The following is a 16,675-nucleotide window of genomic DNA, read 5'->3' as shown; positions in this document are numbered from 1 at the left end:
CTTTATGCGGGACTATGTTGATTTTCTTGTCGTATGAAACTATCTAATAATGAGTAACCAGCTATTATATTTATTATTACGGGAAATGTTGTATTTAAAAGAGTTAGGGTAGCTAAGTAAGCTAAGTAAGGGGAAAATTGTGCGATAGGTGAGAATAATAGAATAGGTGAAAAGCCAATCAATGTTGAAGGTAACGCAATGCCTATAAATTTATCTAGTTGAAATTTCCATACATGTTGGTTCTTTTTGTTACTGATAAGTTGAAAGAAACGTAATACACCACCGATGAAAAAGGGGAAAAGCATAAAGAAAAATATTCGATGGTACATATGAAAGGATAGCTCAGCTTGTTTATCTAAATGAAATTGAATTTTCCCTCCACAAAATAGCAATATAACAATGAATAAAGTGAAGCATAAGTATTGAGTAACTTTTTTCATTGTGTCACTCCTTTTGTATGCATAGTATTAAAAAAGCATATTCAAAAAAAGAGGATATATGCTTGAAACAGAGCGTCATATCCTCGGATGTTTTTTCATTTAGTTAGTAGTTGTTTTGGCCTTTTCTTGCTTTGTAAGATAATCAATAATTCCCATCGCACTGATTTCCATATCTAGTTTTATCACATCGTAAACAGAATGAGTTGCTGGTACACCTTGCTGTGAAAGATGAGAAGAGACTTTTTCAAGTAATAAAGTATACAATTCATGGCTTGCTGCTTCAAAATCCTGGTTTTTTTCAAATACTTGTTTTCCTGCTTCAACAAAGATAGGGAGCCAGTCTTCAAGCTGTTTATACACTTCAGAAACATGGGAAGATGCACCGTAATGCCCGAAATAGATGAGGTCAACGTTCATATTTCGAATGCGGTCTTTTGCTGCCATCATCGCGTCGGGTTGAAACTGTGATGGAGATGTGGTTGGTAAATATAGTTCAACGCCAAGTTCAGTTAGTTCTCGATAATAAATACCAATCGTGTCACCTGTGAAAATGCCATTTGTTAAAGAATCATGGATACTAATATGGTGCTTGGCGTGCCCTGGTGTATCGTAAAATGAAAGCATCCGATTTTCTGAAATTTGTAGTATGTCACCATCTTGTACAATATGGACACGTTTTTCTGGAATAGGAAGGATCGGATTAAAGAGTTCATCAAAAGCATCGCCATAGACAGCTTTGGCACCTTGGATTAATTTTGTAGGATCAATCATATGGCGTGCGCCACGTGAATGGACAAATAAAGTAGCATTTGGACATTTTTCCATCATTAAACCAGCTCCGCCAGCATGATCAAGATGAACATGGGTAACGATAATGTTTTTAACATCTGCTAAGTCAATGCGTAATTGTTGTAAGCCATTTAGAATGTGCGGAAGAGAAGGGGCTGCACACGTTTCGATTAAAGTAATATCATCACCGAGTAATACGTATGTACCTGTACGCTCGTTATGTTGTAAATCGTAATCATCAATGAGATATAACTGAGAGGATAACTGTTCAACTTTTTTCATATGAGTCACTCCTTATAGTCTTATGTTCTTTTATTATAAAATAAAAGGCAGAAAACGAAAAATCGTTTTCTGCCTTTATGTAATGTTATTATTTTGTTTGTTCTTTACTAATTGACATAATAAAGAATCCGACAAGACCACCAACTAGTGGAAGAGAAATCATTCCTGCAAGTGTAAAGTACTTGCTTAAAAATAGTCCATTCACATCCATAAACCAACCGGCAACAAATAGTAACATCATGTATAATACGAAGTAAAACTCGCGATTTGAAATCATTTCACGTTGTGCAGTTTTCATTATCAACACCATCCTTTATTCATTATAATGGAATTGAAAATGTCACAATTTAGAAGGTAAACTGTCACATTTTGTTCACAATTTAATTGTAAAACTTTCCAAGCTATTTGTCTAGTAGTTTGTGTCGAATTTTTGAACAAAAATAAAGCGCTCTCATTAGACGGAGAAGTTAAATACATATATGATGAGAATAAGTATGAAATAATAGAGAGGGGCAGATATATATGACAGTTTATGATTTTTCTGCAAAAACAATTACAGGGGAAGAAAAATCGTTACGAGAGTATGAAGGTAAAGTTCTTCTCATTGTAAATGTTGCAAGTAAATGTGGATTTACACCGCAATATAAAGGATTACAAGCCATTTATGAAAAGTATAAAGAGCAAGGATTCGAAATCTTAGGTTTCCCATGTAACCAATTTGGAGGACAAGAACCAGGTACAGAAGAGGAGATTACAAGTTTTTGTGAATTAAATTACGGTGTATCCTTTCCGATGTTCACTAAAGTTGATGTAAAAGGTGATAACGTGCATCCACTATATACATATATGACGGATCAGGCACCGGGCATACTTGGTATGAAGGCAGTAAAGTGGAATTTTACGAAGTTTTTAATAGGGCGTGATGGGAAAGTGATTGATCGATTTGCGCCTCAGAAGAAGCCGGAAGAATTAGAGAAGGAGATTGAAAAGATATTATAAACTACTATTTTCTATAAAGAGTGGGAAGGAGTTTGTTCGAAAATAGCATGTTTTGTTTTTTCACCTTCCTAGAAAAAGTATTTGAAATAAAGAAAAACGTTGGGTGACAGATATAAATGACTCTGTCACCCAACGTTTTTAAATATGAAAAAAAGCTTACTTTTTTGATTTTACATAACCAGCTGCTTTGGCATCAACTTCTGAACAGAACCACACGATATTATCTTTTGTAGAATCATAATATTGACCTCCAGGAACATGATATTTTTTAGAATTGGCATTTCCTTTAATTTGACCTTTACAAGAAGTGTTTGTTTCTTTATCATCACTAGGATCGTTTTGGAAAGGTTGACCATTAGATCCACCATGATTGCTAGTAGCTGAGGACGCTACAGTACTTTTCTTTTGTGAAGCTTGTTCCTCAGCTTGACGTTTTTGCTCTTCTTGTTGCTTTTGTGCCTGTTCTTCAGCTTGACGTTTTTGCCCTTCTTGTTGTTTTTGAGCTTGTTCCTCAGCTTGACGTTTTTGCTCTTCTTGTTGTTTTTGAGCTTGTTCCTCCGCTTGACGTTTTTGCTCTTCTTGTTGTTTTTGAGCCTTTTCGTCGGCCTCTTTCTTTTTAGCATCTTTTTTATCTTCTAGTTCTTTTTTTCAGTTGCAACTTTTTTATCTTTTGCTGTTATTTTTTCAGCAGAAGGAGTTGCGACACTGGTTAATAGCCCGAAAGCTATAAATAAAACAGCTGTAATTAAAAACTGTTTCTTCGCCATACCAGTTTTCTTAATGATAGATAAGATTGCTAAGACAAGGAAGAAAATAAATAGGATTAAACATACATTAGCGAAAAAGTTAACAATAGGGTGCTTCGTTTCCGCGGTGCTTGTTGCTGATATTAAAAATGAAATAATAAAACAAATAACCGTAGGTCTACCATATCTCATTGCTTTACCATTTTTCTTAAAGAATGAAATGATACATAAGATGAGTAAAATAAGAGCTATTAAAAATAAAAATGTGCCAATATTACTCCAAAGTGCCATGTTGATACCTCCGTTTGTAAGATTTTCTCTATTGATTATATAGGAATATACTAGAAATTACATGGTTTCTAACCGAAATAAGAAAATTATATTTCTTTTTATTACATTTTTACAATGAATAATTCATAGATTATGAATGACTCGTCTGAAAAAGATGGTTGGTTAAATCTTGGGGGGGAATCAGTGGATTAAATACAATCCTTCTTACATCAAGTTTAAGAAGAAAGAGCCAGTTAATCCGATTGCAGGAAAACGTGTTGTGTCCAAAGTGGGCAACCTACGATTCTATGATTCTCCTTCTTGGCAGGATAAAGATGTTGCCGGAACTGTGGATGCAGGATTAGGATTTACAATCGATGCAAAAGTAACTGTCAATGGATCACCACAATACAAAATTCACAATAGCAAAGGCAAAGCATACTATGTTACTGCAAATGAAGCCTTTGTATATGTGAAGTATGAATTGTAAAAGAGCATTTTCTAATTAGAAAATGCTCTTTTTTATCTCCCATCATTTATTGTATATGCTAATGGGAGGTTATTATAAGGGGTCTCTCTTTTCATAAAACTACGTTATCGAACTGTAATCATTCAGATGAAACGAAAGTAATTACAATACTCCTATAAAAATCCCTTCAATTTATTAACATCACTAGTAAACTCTGCAATCTCATCTTTTAACTCTATTCTATGAACTTCCATCTTTTTGTTGTCAAGTAATTCATTTAAACGAGTTTTTATAAAATCAATATTTTTATTTTTTTCAATAAGTAACAATGCAAAGCTAACGTAGATACAGCATTCTTCCGTTTCAGTATATTCTTCTGAATGTTCATAATCATTTAGTAACGCATAAAAAGTATCCTTTATTTCATATTCTGCTCTAATATGAAGGCTACTATATGTATCAATAACATCTTCTTTAATCTCATCATACCTTAAATTCATTCTGTCTCCTCCAAATTTTAATTTTTTGTGTGTATATTAAGGTGAATATTAGGATATCTCTTCCTAAATTCTAAAATAATATTACTACAACTTTGACAAGCAGGTAGTTCTGTATATAAATCAATTTTTCCAGAAATATTTGGATTCTTAATTTGAGAAGCTATATCTTCTAGAATTTTTGCTTCTGTATCATGAAATTTATCAAATTTAGTCGCATCTGGTTTAGAAGCAGATGGCTCATAGCTTTTGAAAATACGTTCTGATTCCGGTTTCAACATTGAAAACTCTTCAACATCTGCACCTTTATCAAATTTTGAATTAATTTTACTATGGGCATTAAACTTATCTTTTAATCCAGGTATTTTTACATCTGCTGTAGCCATATTACCACGCTTTTTAAGAGTATTATTTGGCATACTATTACGTATGTTATCAATTCTATTTTGAAAACTTTTAACTTTATTAGTTTCACTAACACGCCCACCAGAAGACTCGAATTTTTGAAGAGTATCCTGAGCATTTTGAATTGATTTATTCAAAACAAACCCACCATGTCCAACAGCACCAAGCCCCGCCGCTATAGCAACTGCATCTAATGGAAGAACAATTGGTGATGCTAACCCACCACTTCCTACTTCTGCGACGAAGGTTAAGAAATTAGCCCCGCCTATGACTGAAATACCTTCGAAAATTTCTACAATAGATCCTACCGTTGATAAAACATGTCCAGTAAACCTTCCAGCTTGATAAGTTGCATTGCTTTCTAATTTATCATTATCAGGTGGTGTTAGTCCAATATAGTCTTCTGCTACTGCACTGCCAGCGCCTTGTATAAAGTCCGAAGCACTTTCATAAATATCTTCGACACCATGTTTAAACTTATCCAGTAAAGATTCATCTTTTTTCTCACTATTTAATGGACCACACATTGCTCCTTCTTCAATTGAACTACCATTTCTTAGCGGTCTTCAAGTTAGAACATCTAATACAAACAATTATGTGGGTTTAGATAATCAGTTTATACGTCTCATAGAAAGTGGTGTCGTTCGTCTGTATGTCGGTTATCATAGACGATCGGATGGAGATGTATAACCAACTATTGTTCTAGGAGGAGACAATACTCTTAGCGGTGTTCTAGGTGCTTTGCAAGTGACTCAAATGAGAGCAGGATTCTCTGATGCTAGTACAAATATCAGACTAGTAGATGAGGTAATAAATGGAGTAACCTATAAATCTGTATTTTTGGAAATGCAAAGAAGTGGAATCAGTGTATTACATGCTAACGATTTCCAAGTTCTCTACTCTGGAAATGGAAAATGGCATTTCAGACGCGGTAAAACTAGTTCATACAGTTCATCATTAACAATATCTGATAATGGTTCGGATGCTGATTTAGTAATGCCGAACGTAACAATGCGAAACAGTAGAGTTACGGGCTATACAGGAGTTGTTCAGTTTTTAACTCCGAATATTGTTGGTGATGGATGGGGAGGAGTGCAAGCTCATATAATAGCTCTATCTTTACGAGAATACAAATCAAATATTCGCGATGTACCGTTTTCTGCTTTAGAGAAAGTTAGAAATGCTAAGATTAGGGAGTTTAATTATAAGGGTGATACGAATTTACTTTATGAAATGAGGGAGAACAAAGATCCTAATGATCCTCCTTTAACAACGAAAGACATCAAACAATATTACGGTCTTATTGTTGATGAATCGGATGATGTCTTTGTTGATAAAGATAAAACAGGTACTCACTTGTATTCTATGACATCATTAACGATGAGAGCAGTTCAAGAACTAGATGAAAAACATGATCAAGATATAGCAGTATTAAAAGGACAATTAGAAGCAAAAGATGTAGAGATAGCAGCAATGAATAATCGAGTAGCATCTTTAGAAGCTTTAGTTCAAAGTTTAATCGATAAAGGAAGCCAAATAGAAGCGTCACCGACAACAGAGCAGCAATAGCTGGTCTTTTTTATTTTGTAAAGGAGTGAAACGATGCAAGAAATTATCGAGTTAAAGCAACAAATCCAACAAATTAAATCAGATCAAAAAGATATGCAACGTGATATCCGCAGCTTAGAAACTCGTACTACTGTCAATGAGAACGACATCGTGAATATAAACAAGCAGCTTGAAAAAATCAGTGCCAATACAACCTGGATTCTCCGCATCATAATCGGTGCGATTGTAACAGCACTTATTGGATTACTCTTGAAAGGAGGTGTATAAGATATGCCACTTACAAAAGAAAATATTTTAAAACGTTTGCGCAACTGGAAAACATGGGTTGCGCTTTTTTCATGCTTTGGATTAATTTTATCAGTCTTTGGAATGACCGGATTCGAAGGTAATTTGGATAAGGTTGAAAAGGCTGTTTATTTATTTGGGATTGCTTTGGGTATTTGGACAGACCACGAAGAAAAAGGAGAAGATGCTTAATGAAAAAATCAATTAAACTAGCTTCCTCTGTATTTATGACTCTATTGCTCCTGTTGAGTTTTGCTACAGGGGCTTTTGCTGATAGAACGCTTATTATTCCCGATTTACCGAAACAGCCGTACCGTTATGGAGTAGGGGCTTACGAGGGCGTTGTGGCGCATAGCACAGCGACTCCAGAAGCTCCGGCTATTAATATTCAAAAATATGAAACTCGTACATGGAGAAATGCCTTCGTACACTATGCAGTCGATTGGAACGAAACAATCCAAATTGCCGATACAAAATACATTGCTTATGGCGGTGGACCTGGTGCGAATAAACGTTTTGTACACGTAGAGTTATGCGAGACGGCAGATTATGATAAATTCAAACGCTCATATGATAAATATGTGAAGTTACTAGCTAAGATTTTACGTGACCGCGGTTTATCTGTAGAAAAAGGATTATGGACTCACTATGATGTGACGAAGTATTTGGGTGGTACTGACCACGAAGATACGCTTGATTACTTGCGCAGTCATGGTGTATCAGAAGCTCAATTCCGTGCAGATGTGAAGCGTGCATACAATAATGCTAATGTTGAAGTTTCTGTTCCTGAGCAACCATCTAAACCAGCAGAAGTACCAACTGCAAATGTTGAAGGAGTTGTATACATTCAAGGTAATAATATAAATCTGCGTAAAGGCCCAGATGCAAGCTATTCCGTTATTCGTCAACTAAACAAACCGGAAGCATACCAAGTTTGGGGCGAGAAAGATGGATGGCTAAACCTCGGTGGGAATCAATGGGTTTATAACAATCCTTCTTACATCAAATTTGAGAAGAAAGAGCTAGTTAATCCGGTTGTAGGTAAGCGCGTTGTCGCTAAAGTGGACAACCTACGTTTCTATGATTCTGCTTCATGGGCAGATAAAGATGTTGCTGGTACCTTAGATGCAGGATTAGGATTTGCAATTGATGCCAAAGTAACTGTAAATGGTTCAACTCAGTACAAAGTACACAACAGCAAAGGTAAAACATACTATATAACAGCAAATGAAGCTTATGTATATGTAAAGTAATATGAAAAGCCGGTCCCTATTAAAGGAGCCGGCTTATATATTTGTTCATTTCATTATGCTTCATATGCCATGCTATCAGGAAAGTCTTCGTTTTTTTAAGACAACGCACAATCCTAGTACATGCACAATTAAAATAATGTTCTCTCATTGTTTCTGAATCTACTAGAGCCTGCTCTAGGTCATAAAACATTCGTTCTTTTTTATTATAATACATTGGTATATGTAAAATAATAAATAGGACCGCTCTCAAATAGAGGCGGCCTTATTTACTTTCGTATTTTAAACTGTTGTTATTCCCCACATACTAAATTCATAATAATATTCCGTTCTCTCAATACATACACCGAATTCTAAATCATCACCAACTAATACAAAATCAGCATACCCAGTTAGAAATCTTGAAATGGTTGATAACTCTTCTAAATTATCAAATACTTCAGAGATGTTCAGCTTAACTGCTTCAATTTTACCACCTCTAGAGAAAAAGAGTCTTCCTTGATTAACTGGAAATTTAATACTTTTAGCTGTTTCTTTTAACAGTGCTATTGATAGTTTCCCATTTTCTTTATAATCAGTACTACCAAAATTTTTTATATTTGAATTTTGTTCTAGCTTATTAAATAATTCTTTACAAAGTAAATCATTAGATTCTGCATCCATAAATGAGTCCATAGAAACGGTAATAATATTAGAAAGTTCGTTTATAAGTTCCTTTCTACTAGCGTTTCTTTTTGCTTTCATTTTCAAAATTTCCATTCGACTTTTATTCGCATTACTCAAAACTTTTCACACCTTTAGTTTCTTATTTTTTGCCTTTTTTCTTGTAACCCTCAATATCTTCTGGATAATGTCCGGGATGTTGATTATATCTTCCTTTTTCCAGAGGACTCCCTTTTTCAGCGTCTGCAGTATGGAAATGGGGACCTCTTCCCATTTTATCTTCTCTATGTTCAATAATATATACTTTTTCATTTTTAATATTGGTGTATTCTTCTACCAATCTATGTTCACTAGTTCCATCATAAACAGGAGTAGGTTTTTGGCGTGGAGTAGAGTTGGGGATTCCAGCCTCACGTCTTGCCTTACGATATGCACCATTACTAGTTAACAATTTGTCTTGTCTCTCAAGATGATCTTTATAATTTTCGGCGGCTTTAGCAGCTTTTTTAGCAGCTTGGGCTGCATCTGCAGTCATTTTAACACCTTTCACCATTTTAGCAAGTTTTCCAACTGGTGTAACACCCAGAACCATCATTCCGCCAGCTGATACTCGATCCAACCATAAAAGTTTATCGCCTGTTGATGGATCTATACCTTCCCAAGCACGCCTTATATCATATTCCCCGGTCATCTCCCCATTTAATTTAAATTCACCATTCAATAATTTTAGGGGAGTAAAAACGTCCACCAACTTTGAAATTCGAATTTTTATGTATTATTTTATTAGATATAATAATCAGGATTTCCGTCCATTTTTATATAGTTTTTCTGATTTTATTTGATTTTTTTATGATAACCATTGAGTTCATGGTGCTTATATTTCAATTAAAGTAAATTAGGGCTTATAATAATTAATTAAACCAATAATCTATGTTATGTTTAATAAAAAGCAGCTGTATATGCTTCTAAGTGCATGATATAGCTGCTTTTTTTAAATACGACATCTATATATGTCGCAATATGAGATTGAATCTATTCATCTAAATTCGATTGTATTTAAAATATCATTTTTTCTACAACTTCAACAGATGGTCTTATTGTAGAGTTCGGAAATTTTTGTACTAAACGTTTTAAACACTCCACGTATTCTTTAGTTTTTTCGTCAAAATCTACATCCTCAAATACTTCACTAAGCCATTCTACTTCTTCTTCTGAAGCGGTATCTAAAAATTTAATAGTTTGTTCAATATCTTCGCTTAATAATTCTGCGAGTTCTTCCCAATATTTCTCAATTAAAAAAATATTTTCAGGATGAATTGCCTTTCGCTCCTCTATAATTTTTCTTACTTGTTCTTCAAACATAATTAATTCTCCTTTATTTGCATTTTTAAGGTTGTTTTGTTCCATCTGGGAATACAGTTCCAATCTTACCGTTTGTTTTTATTACTCCAACCCTTACGCCTTTATATTCACCAAATATCATATTTCCGTCTTTTACATTTATATTTTCTTGAAGGTTAGCAACATCACCAATGGGAACGCGATCAATATATGTCTCTTTACTAAGAGGCTTAAACCCTTGACACATAACGTGTTGAGGGTTTTTCTTCGTAAAGGGGCAGGTGCAAGTTACTCTGTTATTCGTCAGTTAAATAAACCAGAATCATACCAAGTATGGGGAGAAAAAGATGGTTGATTAAATCTTGGAGGAAATCAATGGGTATATAACAATCCTTCTTACATCAAGTTTGAGAAGAAAGGGCCAGTTAATCCGATTGCAGGAAAGCGTATTGTGTCCAAAGTGGACAACCTACGTTTCTATGATTCTCCATCTTGGCAGGATAAAGATGTTGCTGGTATATTAGATGCTGGATTAGGGTTTGCAATTGATGCGAAGATTATGGTGAATGGATCACCTCAGTATAAAGTGCAAAACGGCAGAGGTAATGTATATTACATTACAGCTAGTCCGTATTATGTACAAGTAAAATAAAAAAGCCGATTCCTATGTGAAATGCACTTCCAATTGTTAATTGTGTCTAACAATTGGGGGGCACTTCCCTATGAGTCGGCCTTTTTTATTTATGAAGCTTTATTCTCATTTAACATAGTTCCATACTGTACAGCTTTATTTGCATTCACTCTACCATTCTTCCAATAGGTTCCTGTTCCGGAGATTTTATCAGATGTGGCTTCAATAATTTGACGAATTTGTACGTTAGTGTAGCCTTGATTTGCTAATAATCCTGCAACTCCTGCCACCTGTGGGGTTGCCATAGATGTACCACTTAATGATCGGTACGTGCTGCCTTTATACGTAGAGTAGATACTCGAACCAGGAGCTGCTACATCCACCCAGCTTCCATAATTTGAGAAATAAGATTTTTGGTCATTTTGATCTGTAGATGCAACTGCAATTACTTCATTGTAATAAGCAGGATAATTTGGTCTTGTATTTCCATCATTTCCTGCAGCTGCAACTATCACAGCGCCTTTATTCCAAGCGTATTGAATGGCTTGTTGCAATGCAGTTCCTCCACTAGAAGCTCCTAAACTTAAGCTAATGACTTTTGCTCCAGCATCGGCAGATTCTCTGATACCTTTTGCTACAGCATCAAGAGTCCCACTTCCTTGACTATCAAGTACTCGGACTGCATATATAGAGGATTGTGGAGCAACTCCTGCAATTCCAATATTATTGTTTGTAAGAGCACCTGCAATACCCGCACAGTGTGTACCATGACCATTTCCATCATCTGATTGACTATCATTATCTACATAATCGTGGCCGTATATAACTTTAGAGGATAAATCAGGATGATTACCTTGTACACCGGTATCGACAATAGCGATTTTGACAGCAGGAGCACTTCTCTGTGCATCCCATGCCTGAGGTGCTTGGATTTTTAGTAGCCCATATTGATTACTAAAATAGGGATCATTAGGAGTCCAAAATGCATGAAAATAATAGTTTGGCTCTGCATATTCTACATCAGGATTATTCTTATAAATTTTTATTTTATCTTTGACAGTACCTTTAGTAAATTTAATAACTTCAAACTTCAAGACATCATCTTTTGATACAACGTCAGCTCCTACTGATTTATGAAATTCTTGAGTTTTACTAAGAGACGTATTGTCTTTAAATTTTACAATAATTTGGTTCGGAACATATTCCTTGGATAAGGAGTCTGCATTCGATACAGAGGGGTTATAAAGGATGCAACCAAAAACCAAAGATAACACAAGTAAAAAAACACCAATTTTACTTTTCAATAGAAAATTCCTCCCTATTATTTTATCTTTGTTGATGCACATTTCTTTTCAACTATATAGTTAGGTCAAGCGATGTATGATTAGTTTTGAAATTTCAGAAAATTCCCTCTAATAAAGCGAGCTATTAATGCAGAAGTTGTCCAAAGGATATTTCAATTACCAAGATGGTATTTTAAAGATAAATTTTAAAAGAAATCATGGTTTGGAATTATTTTCATTTCAAAAAGGTGTTTGGAAAAGTAAAGAAAGAATAAGAAAGTAACAGTGAACGGTTCGCCACAATACAAAGTACACAATAGCAAAGGACAGACATACTATGTAACTGCAAACGAAGCCTTTGTATATGTGAAGTAGGAGTTACAAAAGAGCACTCACTAATTCAGGTGTGCTCTTTTGTATAATATATTTTTTACTGCTTGCTCAATCACTTTACACAAGTTGCTATACTCATCTATTCAGAAAGTTTGAAAAACATTCAGCTAATCAAGGCTTAAATTCCTAATACTAATATTAATTTACAAATTAATTTTTTAAAGAGTCAATTAGGTCTGTGTTGCAGCGCTTAAAGTGAATTTCATAACATTCTTCTTCAGAAAATATTTGTGCAATTTGCCCTGTACTCTTATCAGCAATTATAAATTCATTAGTTTCAGAAATGTCCCAAAGTTCCTCGATAGATTTTGTGAAATTCAATATTCTAACATTTGCCCATACCGGCTCTAAACAATTAGGAACTAATATAAAATATTCTGTTTTATGATTTGAAAAACTTAAAGAACCTAAAGAACTTTCAATCCATAAAATATACTTACTTTTAACATCACCAATAGGAATGTGAAATGTTGGATTAGAGTCTATATTACGAAACTGTTTCAATGCTGTGTCGAACAGTTTTATCCATTCAGAATCCGGATTTTCAAATTCAATAAGTTCTAAATTTGAAAATTGGCTAAAGACTTTTTTGGCACTGATTAATGCTTTTTTTCTACGAATCTTCTCATTTTGATATATCATAATTTTCCTGCCTCTCATTTGTTATAATAAATGAAACATCACTTTTTGAAAACCTTAATAAATCAACGTTTTCAGTTTAATTTAAAACACGATGAATTCAGAGGATATGTTTCGCACACAAGTTCACAAATGGGAACGGCAATCCATATTTATTAAAGGGATTGTAATACAAAATTATTGCGGAAATTTATGTTAAATGAATTGTTTTTAAAATAAAAATTTATCTAATACAGTTTAATTAAAAGGCTATTTTTTGCTCACATTTTGCTCACAAATGATATAAAAACGTGTGAAAAAATATGAAATTCACTTTTGAAATAAAATAAAATATAACAAATAAAAAGTGCCATAAAAGCTTGTATAACAGGCTTTTATGGCACTTTTATAGTACTTGTATTACACAAAATGAACAAGCTTAAAACTGTTCATTCTTCTCCCAAGATTCCACAATATAATGAGCAATTGTCGGATTAAATCCTTTTCCAACTAAGAACATAATTGCAGCAACCTCTGTCATTGCGTGTTGTTGAGAGGTATGTTTTGCTTCATTCATACCGTACTCTACCCATGGTTTTACGAAATCTAATACAGGTTTCTTTAACGACAAATAGTGTGTACCAACAACTTGTTGAATTTGTTGTTGTGTTGGTTCAGTGGGAATAGCTGTAGTAGGCCCTGGTGGCAAGATATGTGGTTGAGTGGAATCTAATGTTGGTGCAGGTGGTGAAACACGTGTATCCTGGTATGGTTGATACATTTGTGGTTGCTGATATGGAGCTTGTTGAGCTACGTAAGGATTCTGTTGGTACTGAGTTTCCTGACCTGGTTGTGTTACGTAAGGATTTTGATGGTGTTGAGTTTCATGAGGTTGCTGAGCTGTATATGGATTTTGATGGTATTGAGCTTCTTGAGTTTGTTGTGCTAAGTATGAATTCTGTTGATATTGAAATTCTTGTTGCTCTGGTTCTTGTTCTTCAAACTGCTGCTCTGGATATCGTTGTTCTTGATTTTGAGGATAGTATGGTTGCTCTGGATAAGGGTATTTATTATTGTAGAACATTTTTATTTCCTCCTTCATGATCGTACGTACAAAACAGTCTATGGGCGGACAAGAAAATATGTGATGAAAAAATGAGAGCGTGTTACAATAAGAAATTGGGTGAAGATAAATGAAAAAACAAGAAAAAATACAAAAAACAGTTGCTTTTGTAAGGAATATTTTGGAAACAGATGCTAGTGGGCATGATTGGTATCATATTGAACGTGTACATAAATTGGCGCTTTCTTTGTCTGAAAAAGAAGGTGGGGATCGTTTTGTAATTGAGATGGCAGCTTTACTTCATGATGTAGCGGATGAGAAGTTAAATGAAAGTGAAGAAGCTGGTATGAAAAAAGTTTCTGATTGGCTAGAAGGATTGAATGTTACTGAAGAAGAAACTGAACATATCCTTCATATTATAATGAATATGTCATATAAAGGTGGGCATGGTGGCAAGGTAAGCACATTAGAAGGGAAAATCGTTCAAGATGCAGATCGTTTAGATGCACTTGGTGCAATTGGTATTGCCCGAACGTTTGCTTACGGCGGTGCAAAAGGACGTTTAATGTATGATCCGAACATTCCACCTCGAGAAGAGATGACAAAAGAAGAATATCGAAAAAATGATGATCCATCGTTAAATCATTTCTACGAAAAGCTTTTGAAGTTGAAAGATTTAATGAATACGGATGCTGCAAAACGAGAGGCTGAAATTCGCCATCGTTATATGGAAGAGTTTATAGAACAATTTATGAAAGAGTGGAATGCACAAATATGAAAATGCTAACAGTGGAAAACGTATCGAAATCATATGGAGATAAACCATTATTTGATGGACTATCATTTAGTATTGCAGAGGGTCAACGTGCAGGGATTATTGGAGTAAACGGTACAGGGAAATCTACATTATTAAAAATTATTGCAGGGGTAGAGATTCCAGATACAGGTGATATGACACATACGCGTGGTTATACAATTAGCTATTTATCACAGCAACCGGATTTTAATGAAAATTTAACAGTGCTTGAGCAAGTATTCCACGGTGATACGCCGCTAATTCGCCTTCTTCGTGAATACGAACAAGCGTTATTAAACATAGAAAAAGACCCGAGTAATGAAAAAGTGCAAGAACAATTATTTGCAGTGCAGCAACGTATGGATGCGATGAATGCATGGGAAGCAAATGCGAATGCAAAGTCGCTTTTAACGAAACTCGGAATTACAGATTTCACTGCAACTGTGGGGAACTTATCTGGTGGACAAAAAAAACGTATTGCAATGGCACAGTGCTTTATTGAAACACCTGATTTATTAATTTTAGATGAGCCAACAAACCATCTTGATCATGAAACAGTGGAATGGTTAGAAGAATATTTAGCACGGTATACTGGAGCAGTTTTACTTGTAACACATGATCGTTATTTTTTAGACCGTGTTACAAATCGTATTTTTGAGCTAGATAATGGTAATTTGTATAGCTATGAAGGAAACTATAGTACATTTTTAGAAGCGAAGGCACTTCGTGAGGAACAAGAGTTAGCACAAGAATCAAAGCGCCAAAATCTATATCGCCGTGAACTTGCTTGGATTCGCCGCGGTGCGAAAGCTCGTTCTACAAAACAAAAAGCACGTATTCAGCGGTTCGAAGAGTTGAAAGAACAAGAAGGTCCAGCAGCGAAGCAATCTGTTGATATTTCACTCAGCGGGAGTCGCTTAGGAAAGAAAGTGCTTGAGTTAAAAGATGTAACGAAGAAATTTGGTGAAAAAACGGTATTACATAATTTTAATCATATTGTGAAACCAGGCGATCGAATCGGTATTATTGGGGCTAATGGTAGCGGGAAATCATCTTTATTAAATATGCTTGCAGGCAAATTATCACCTGACAGTGGTGAAATTGAAGTTGGACAAACTGTGAAAGTTGCTTATTATACGCAAGAAAATGAAGAGATGAATTTAAATCAACGTATGATTGAATATATTAAAGAAATTGCAGAAGTCATTCATACAACAGACGGTAAAGTCATTGGAGTATCCCAAATGCTTGAGCGTTTCTTATTCCAACCGCATTCACATGGAACACCACTTGGTAAACTATCTGGTGGTGAAAGAAGACGTCTGTATTTATTACGTCTTTTAATGGGAGAGCCGAATGTACTTCTATTAGATGAGCCGACAAACGATTTAGATACACAAACGTTAACAGTACTAGAAGACTATTTAGAAGATTTCCCGGGTGTCGTTCTTACGGTATCGCATGATCGCTACTTCTTAGATAAAGTAGTAGATGAATTATTTATCTTTACTGGTGGCGGAGAAGTTCGTGAATTCCTAGGAAGCTATAGTGATTACCTAGATATACAAAAGGCCCAAGAACTATTAGAAAAAGTAGAAGTACAGAAAGAAAAGAAAGTGGAAGAAGCTCCAAAGCAACAACGTAAACGTAAACTTTCCTATCACGAACAACGTGAATGGGAAACCATTGAAGATACGATTGCTGGGCTTGAAGAGAAGCTTGAAACGATTGGAGAAGAACTTGCGAATGTAGGTTCTGATTTTACAAAAGCACAGGAGCTTTCTGAGGCGCAGCAGCAAACAGAAGAAGAACTGGAAAAAGCAATGGAACGCTGGAGCGAACTGTCTGACATCGTTGAAGGTTTAAAATAAAAACAAGCTGCATAT

Annotated in this window: 18 protein-coding genes and 5 pseudogenes; 10 read left to right on the top strand and 13 right to left on the bottom strand. The window is 34.9% G+C overall.

Annotation, left to right across the window (positions count from 1 at the left end):
• Positions 1-2: 2 nt before the first annotated feature.
• The 3 genes from C568_RS0124600 to C568_RS0124590 all read right to left on the bottom strand — a co-directional run bounded on the left by C568_RS0124600 (position 3) and on the right by C568_RS0124590 (position 1,809).
• Entirely contained in the window at positions 3-440 is a 438-nt protein-coding gene (locus C568_RS0124600) for a hypothetical protein (RefSeq protein WP_006094668.1), read from the bottom strand.
• 99 nt (positions 441-539) lie between these two features.
• Positions 540-1,511 (bottom strand): MBL fold metallo-hydrolase, encoded by a 972-nt coding sequence (locus C568_RS0124595; protein WP_018783016.1) that lies wholly within the window; start codon positions 1,509-1,511, stop codon positions 540-542.
• Positions 1,512-1,599: 88 nt separating this feature from the next.
• A complete protein-coding gene (locus tag C568_RS0124590; RefSeq protein WP_006094670.1) occupies positions 1,600-1,809 on the bottom strand; it encodes a DUF3925 family protein in 210 nt (69 codons plus the stop codon).
• 224 nt (positions 1,810-2,033) lie between these two features.
• Between C568_RS0124590 and C568_RS0124585 the strand changes: the two genes are divergently transcribed.
• Positions 2,034-2,510, top strand: a complete 477-nt coding sequence (locus C568_RS0124585) for a glutathione peroxidase (RefSeq protein ID WP_006094671.1) — start codon at positions 2,034-2,036, stop codon at positions 2,508-2,510.
• Between the two features lie 156 nt (positions 2,511-2,666).
• On the opposite strand, the pseudogene C568_RS32100 reads toward C568_RS0124585, so the two are convergent.
• Positions 2,667-3,547, bottom strand: a pseudogene (locus C568_RS32100) (sunset domain-containing protein).
• A gap of 169 nt (positions 3,548-3,716) precedes the next feature.
• Here C568_RS32100 and C568_RS0124575 point away from each other — a divergent pair.
• Positions 3,717-4,016, top strand: coding sequence for a hypothetical protein (locus C568_RS0124575; RefSeq protein WP_018783012.1), 300 nt, complete (start codon positions 3,717-3,719; stop codon positions 4,014-4,016).
• Between the two features lie 152 nt (positions 4,017-4,168).
• On the opposite strand, the gene C568_RS0124570 is transcribed toward C568_RS0124575, so the two are convergent.
• Positions 4,169-4,495, bottom strand: coding sequence for a hypothetical protein (locus C568_RS0124570; RefSeq protein ID WP_006094674.1), 327 nt, complete (start codon positions 4,493-4,495; stop codon positions 4,169-4,171).
• 17 nt (positions 4,496-4,512) lie between these two features.
• Positions 4,513-5,457 (bottom strand): annotated as a pseudogene (locus tag C568_RS36160) (deaminase domain-containing protein); the annotation flags it as partial.
• Positions 5,458-5,653: 196 nt separating this feature from the next.
• Here C568_RS36160 and C568_RS0124560 point away from each other — a divergent pair.
• The 4 genes from C568_RS0124560 to C568_RS0124545 are packed head-to-tail and all read left to right on the top strand — an operon-like array spanning position 5,654 to position 8,004.
• Entirely contained in the window at positions 5,654-6,466 is an 813-nt protein-coding gene (locus C568_RS0124560; RefSeq protein ID WP_006094676.1) for a tail fiber domain-containing protein, read from the top strand.
• 33 nt (positions 6,467-6,499) lie between these two features.
• Entirely contained in the window at positions 6,500-6,733 is a 234-nt protein-coding gene (locus tag C568_RS0124555) for a hemolysin XhlA family protein (protein ID WP_018783009.1), read from the top strand.
• Between the two features lie 3 nt (positions 6,734-6,736).
• Positions 6,737-6,943 carry a hypothetical protein gene (locus C568_RS0124550; RefSeq protein WP_003205225.1) on the top strand — a complete coding sequence of 69 codons (207 nt, stop codon included), beginning with the start codon at positions 6,737-6,739 and terminating at the stop codon, positions 6,941-6,943.
• Positions 6,943-8,004 carry an N-acetylmuramoyl-L-alanine amidase gene (locus C568_RS0124545; RefSeq protein WP_018783008.1) on the top strand — a complete coding sequence of 354 codons (1,062 nt, stop codon included), beginning with the start codon at positions 6,943-6,945 and terminating at the stop codon, positions 8,002-8,004. The genes C568_RS0124550 and C568_RS0124545 overlap by 1 nt, the downstream gene beginning before the upstream one ends.
• A gap of 279 nt (positions 8,005-8,283) precedes the next feature.
• Here the strand turns inward: C568_RS0124545 and C568_RS0124540 are convergent, their stop codons facing one another.
• The 4 genes and pseudogenes from C568_RS0124540 to C568_RS35735 form a co-directional block, all read right to left on the bottom strand.
• The gene (locus tag C568_RS0124540) at positions 8,284-8,784 is read right to left on the bottom strand and encodes a YxiF family protein (protein ID WP_018783007.1); all 501 of its coding nucleotides are present in this window, start codon (positions 8,782-8,784) and stop codon (positions 8,284-8,286) included.
• Positions 8,785-8,806: 22 nt separating this feature from the next.
• A pseudogene (locus C568_RS31205) lies at positions 8,807-9,361 on the bottom strand (HNH/endonuclease VII fold putative polymorphic toxin); the annotation flags it as partial.
• 359 nt (positions 9,362-9,720) lie between these two features.
• Positions 9,721-10,026 carry a hypothetical protein gene (locus tag C568_RS0124530; protein ID WP_018783005.1) on the bottom strand — a complete coding sequence of 102 codons (306 nt, stop codon included), beginning with the start codon at positions 10,024-10,026 and terminating at the stop codon, positions 9,721-9,723.
• Positions 10,027-10,051: 25 nt separating this feature from the next.
• Positions 10,052-10,252 carry an EndoU domain-containing protein gene (locus tag C568_RS35735; RefSeq protein WP_018783004.1) on the bottom strand — a complete coding sequence of 67 codons (201 nt, stop codon included), beginning with the start codon at positions 10,250-10,252 and terminating at the stop codon, positions 10,052-10,054.
• Positions 10,253-10,264: 12 nt separating this feature from the next.
• On the opposite strand from C568_RS35735, the pseudogene C568_RS32095 reads away from it, so the two are divergent.
• Positions 10,265-10,657 (top strand): annotated as a pseudogene (locus C568_RS32095) (N-acetylmuramoyl-L-alanine amidase); the annotation flags it as partial.
• Between the two features lie 89 nt (positions 10,658-10,746).
• Here the strand turns inward: C568_RS32095 and C568_RS0124510 are convergent.
• On the bottom strand, positions 10,747-11,940 hold the full coding sequence (locus tag C568_RS0124510; RefSeq protein ID WP_018783002.1) for a S8 family peptidase: 1,194 nt from the start codon (positions 11,938-11,940) through the stop codon (positions 10,747-10,749).
• Positions 11,941-12,195: 255 nt separating this feature from the next.
• Here C568_RS0124510 and C568_RS36565 point away from each other — a divergent pair.
• A pseudogene (locus C568_RS36565) lies at positions 12,196-12,294 on the top strand (N-acetylmuramoyl-L-alanine amidase); the annotation flags it as partial.
• Positions 12,295-12,462: 168 nt separating this feature from the next.
• Here C568_RS36565 and C568_RS0124505 read toward each other — a convergent pair.
• Positions 12,463-12,954 (bottom strand): hypothetical protein, encoded by a 492-nt coding sequence (locus C568_RS0124505; protein WP_018783001.1) that lies wholly within the window; start codon positions 12,952-12,954, stop codon positions 12,463-12,465.
• A gap of 415 nt (positions 12,955-13,369) precedes the next feature.
• Entirely contained in the window at positions 13,370-14,014 is a 645-nt protein-coding gene (locus C568_RS0124500; RefSeq protein ID WP_018783000.1) for a hypothetical protein, read from the bottom strand.
• A gap of 109 nt (positions 14,015-14,123) precedes the next feature.
• Here C568_RS0124500 and C568_RS0124495 point away from each other — a divergent pair, with 109 nt between their 5' ends.
• Together C568_RS0124495 and C568_RS0124490 are read left to right on the top strand one after the other, a co-directional pair.
• Positions 14,124-14,771 (top strand): HD domain-containing protein, encoded by a 648-nt coding sequence (locus C568_RS0124495; protein ID WP_018782999.1) that lies wholly within the window; start codon positions 14,124-14,126, stop codon positions 14,769-14,771.
• On the top strand, positions 14,768-16,660 hold the full coding sequence (locus C568_RS0124490; RefSeq protein WP_018782998.1) for an ABC-F family ATP-binding cassette domain-containing protein: 1,893 nt from the start codon (positions 14,768-14,770) through the stop codon (positions 16,658-16,660). Before C568_RS0124495 ends, C568_RS0124490 begins: the two co-directional genes overlap by 4 nt.
• Positions 16,661-16,675 lie beyond the last annotated feature (15 nt).

The organism is Bacillus sp. 95MFCvi2.1 (assembly GCF_000374965.1).
Classification (GTDB): Bacteria; Bacillota; Bacilli; order Bacillales; family Bacillaceae_G; genus Bacillus_A; species Bacillus_A pseudomycoides.
This window is presented reverse-complemented; position numbering and strand designations above follow the sequence as displayed.

Coding starts and splice junctions, on each gene's coding strand:
- C568_RS0124600 (WP_006094668.1), bottom strand. CDS start 440: ATGAAAAAAGTTACTCAATACTTATGCTTCACTTTATTCATTGTTATA.
- C568_RS0124595 (WP_018783016.1), bottom strand. CDS start 1,511: ATGAAAAAAGTTGAACAGTTATCCTCTCAGTTATATCTCATTGATGAT.
- C568_RS0124590 (WP_006094670.1), bottom strand. CDS start 1,809: ATGAAAACTGCACAACGTGAAATGATTTCAAATCGCGAGTTTTACTTC.
- C568_RS0124585 (WP_006094671.1), top strand. CDS start 2,034: ATGACAGTTTATGATTTTTCTGCAAAAACAATTACAGGGGAAGAAAAA.
- C568_RS0124570 (WP_006094674.1), bottom strand. CDS start 4,495: ATGAATTTAAGGTATGATGAGATTAAAGAAGATGTTATTGATACATAT.
- C568_RS0124560 (WP_006094676.1), top strand. CDS start 5,654: ATGAGAGCAGGATTCTCTGATGCTAGTACAAATATCAGACTAGTAGAT.
- C568_RS0124555 (WP_018783009.1), top strand. CDS start 6,500: ATGCAAGAAATTATCGAGTTAAAGCAACAAATCCAACAAATTAAATCA.
- C568_RS0124550 (WP_003205225.1), top strand. CDS start 6,737: ATGCCACTTACAAAAGAAAATATTTTAAAACGTTTGCGCAACTGGAAA.
- C568_RS0124545 (WP_018783008.1), top strand. CDS start 6,943: ATGAAAAAATCAATTAAACTAGCTTCCTCTGTATTTATGACTCTATTG.
- C568_RS0124530 (WP_018783005.1), bottom strand. CDS start 10,026: ATGTTTGAAGAACAAGTAAGAAAAATTATAGAGGAGCGAAAGGCAATT.
- C568_RS35735 (WP_018783004.1), bottom strand. CDS start 10,252: ATGTGTCAAGGGTTTAAGCCTCTTAGTAAAGAGACATATATTGATCGC.
- C568_RS0124505 (WP_018783001.1), bottom strand. CDS start 12,954: ATGATATATCAAAATGAGAAGATTCGTAGAAAAAAAGCATTAATCAGT.
- C568_RS0124500 (WP_018783000.1), bottom strand. CDS start 14,014: ATGTTCTACAATAATAAATACCCTTATCCAGAGCAACCATACTATCCT.
- C568_RS0124495 (WP_018782999.1), top strand. CDS start 14,124: ATGAAAAAACAAGAAAAAATACAAAAAACAGTTGCTTTTGTAAGGAAT.
- C568_RS0124490 (WP_018782998.1), top strand. CDS start 14,768: ATGAAAATGCTAACAGTGGAAAACGTATCGAAATCATATGGAGATAAA.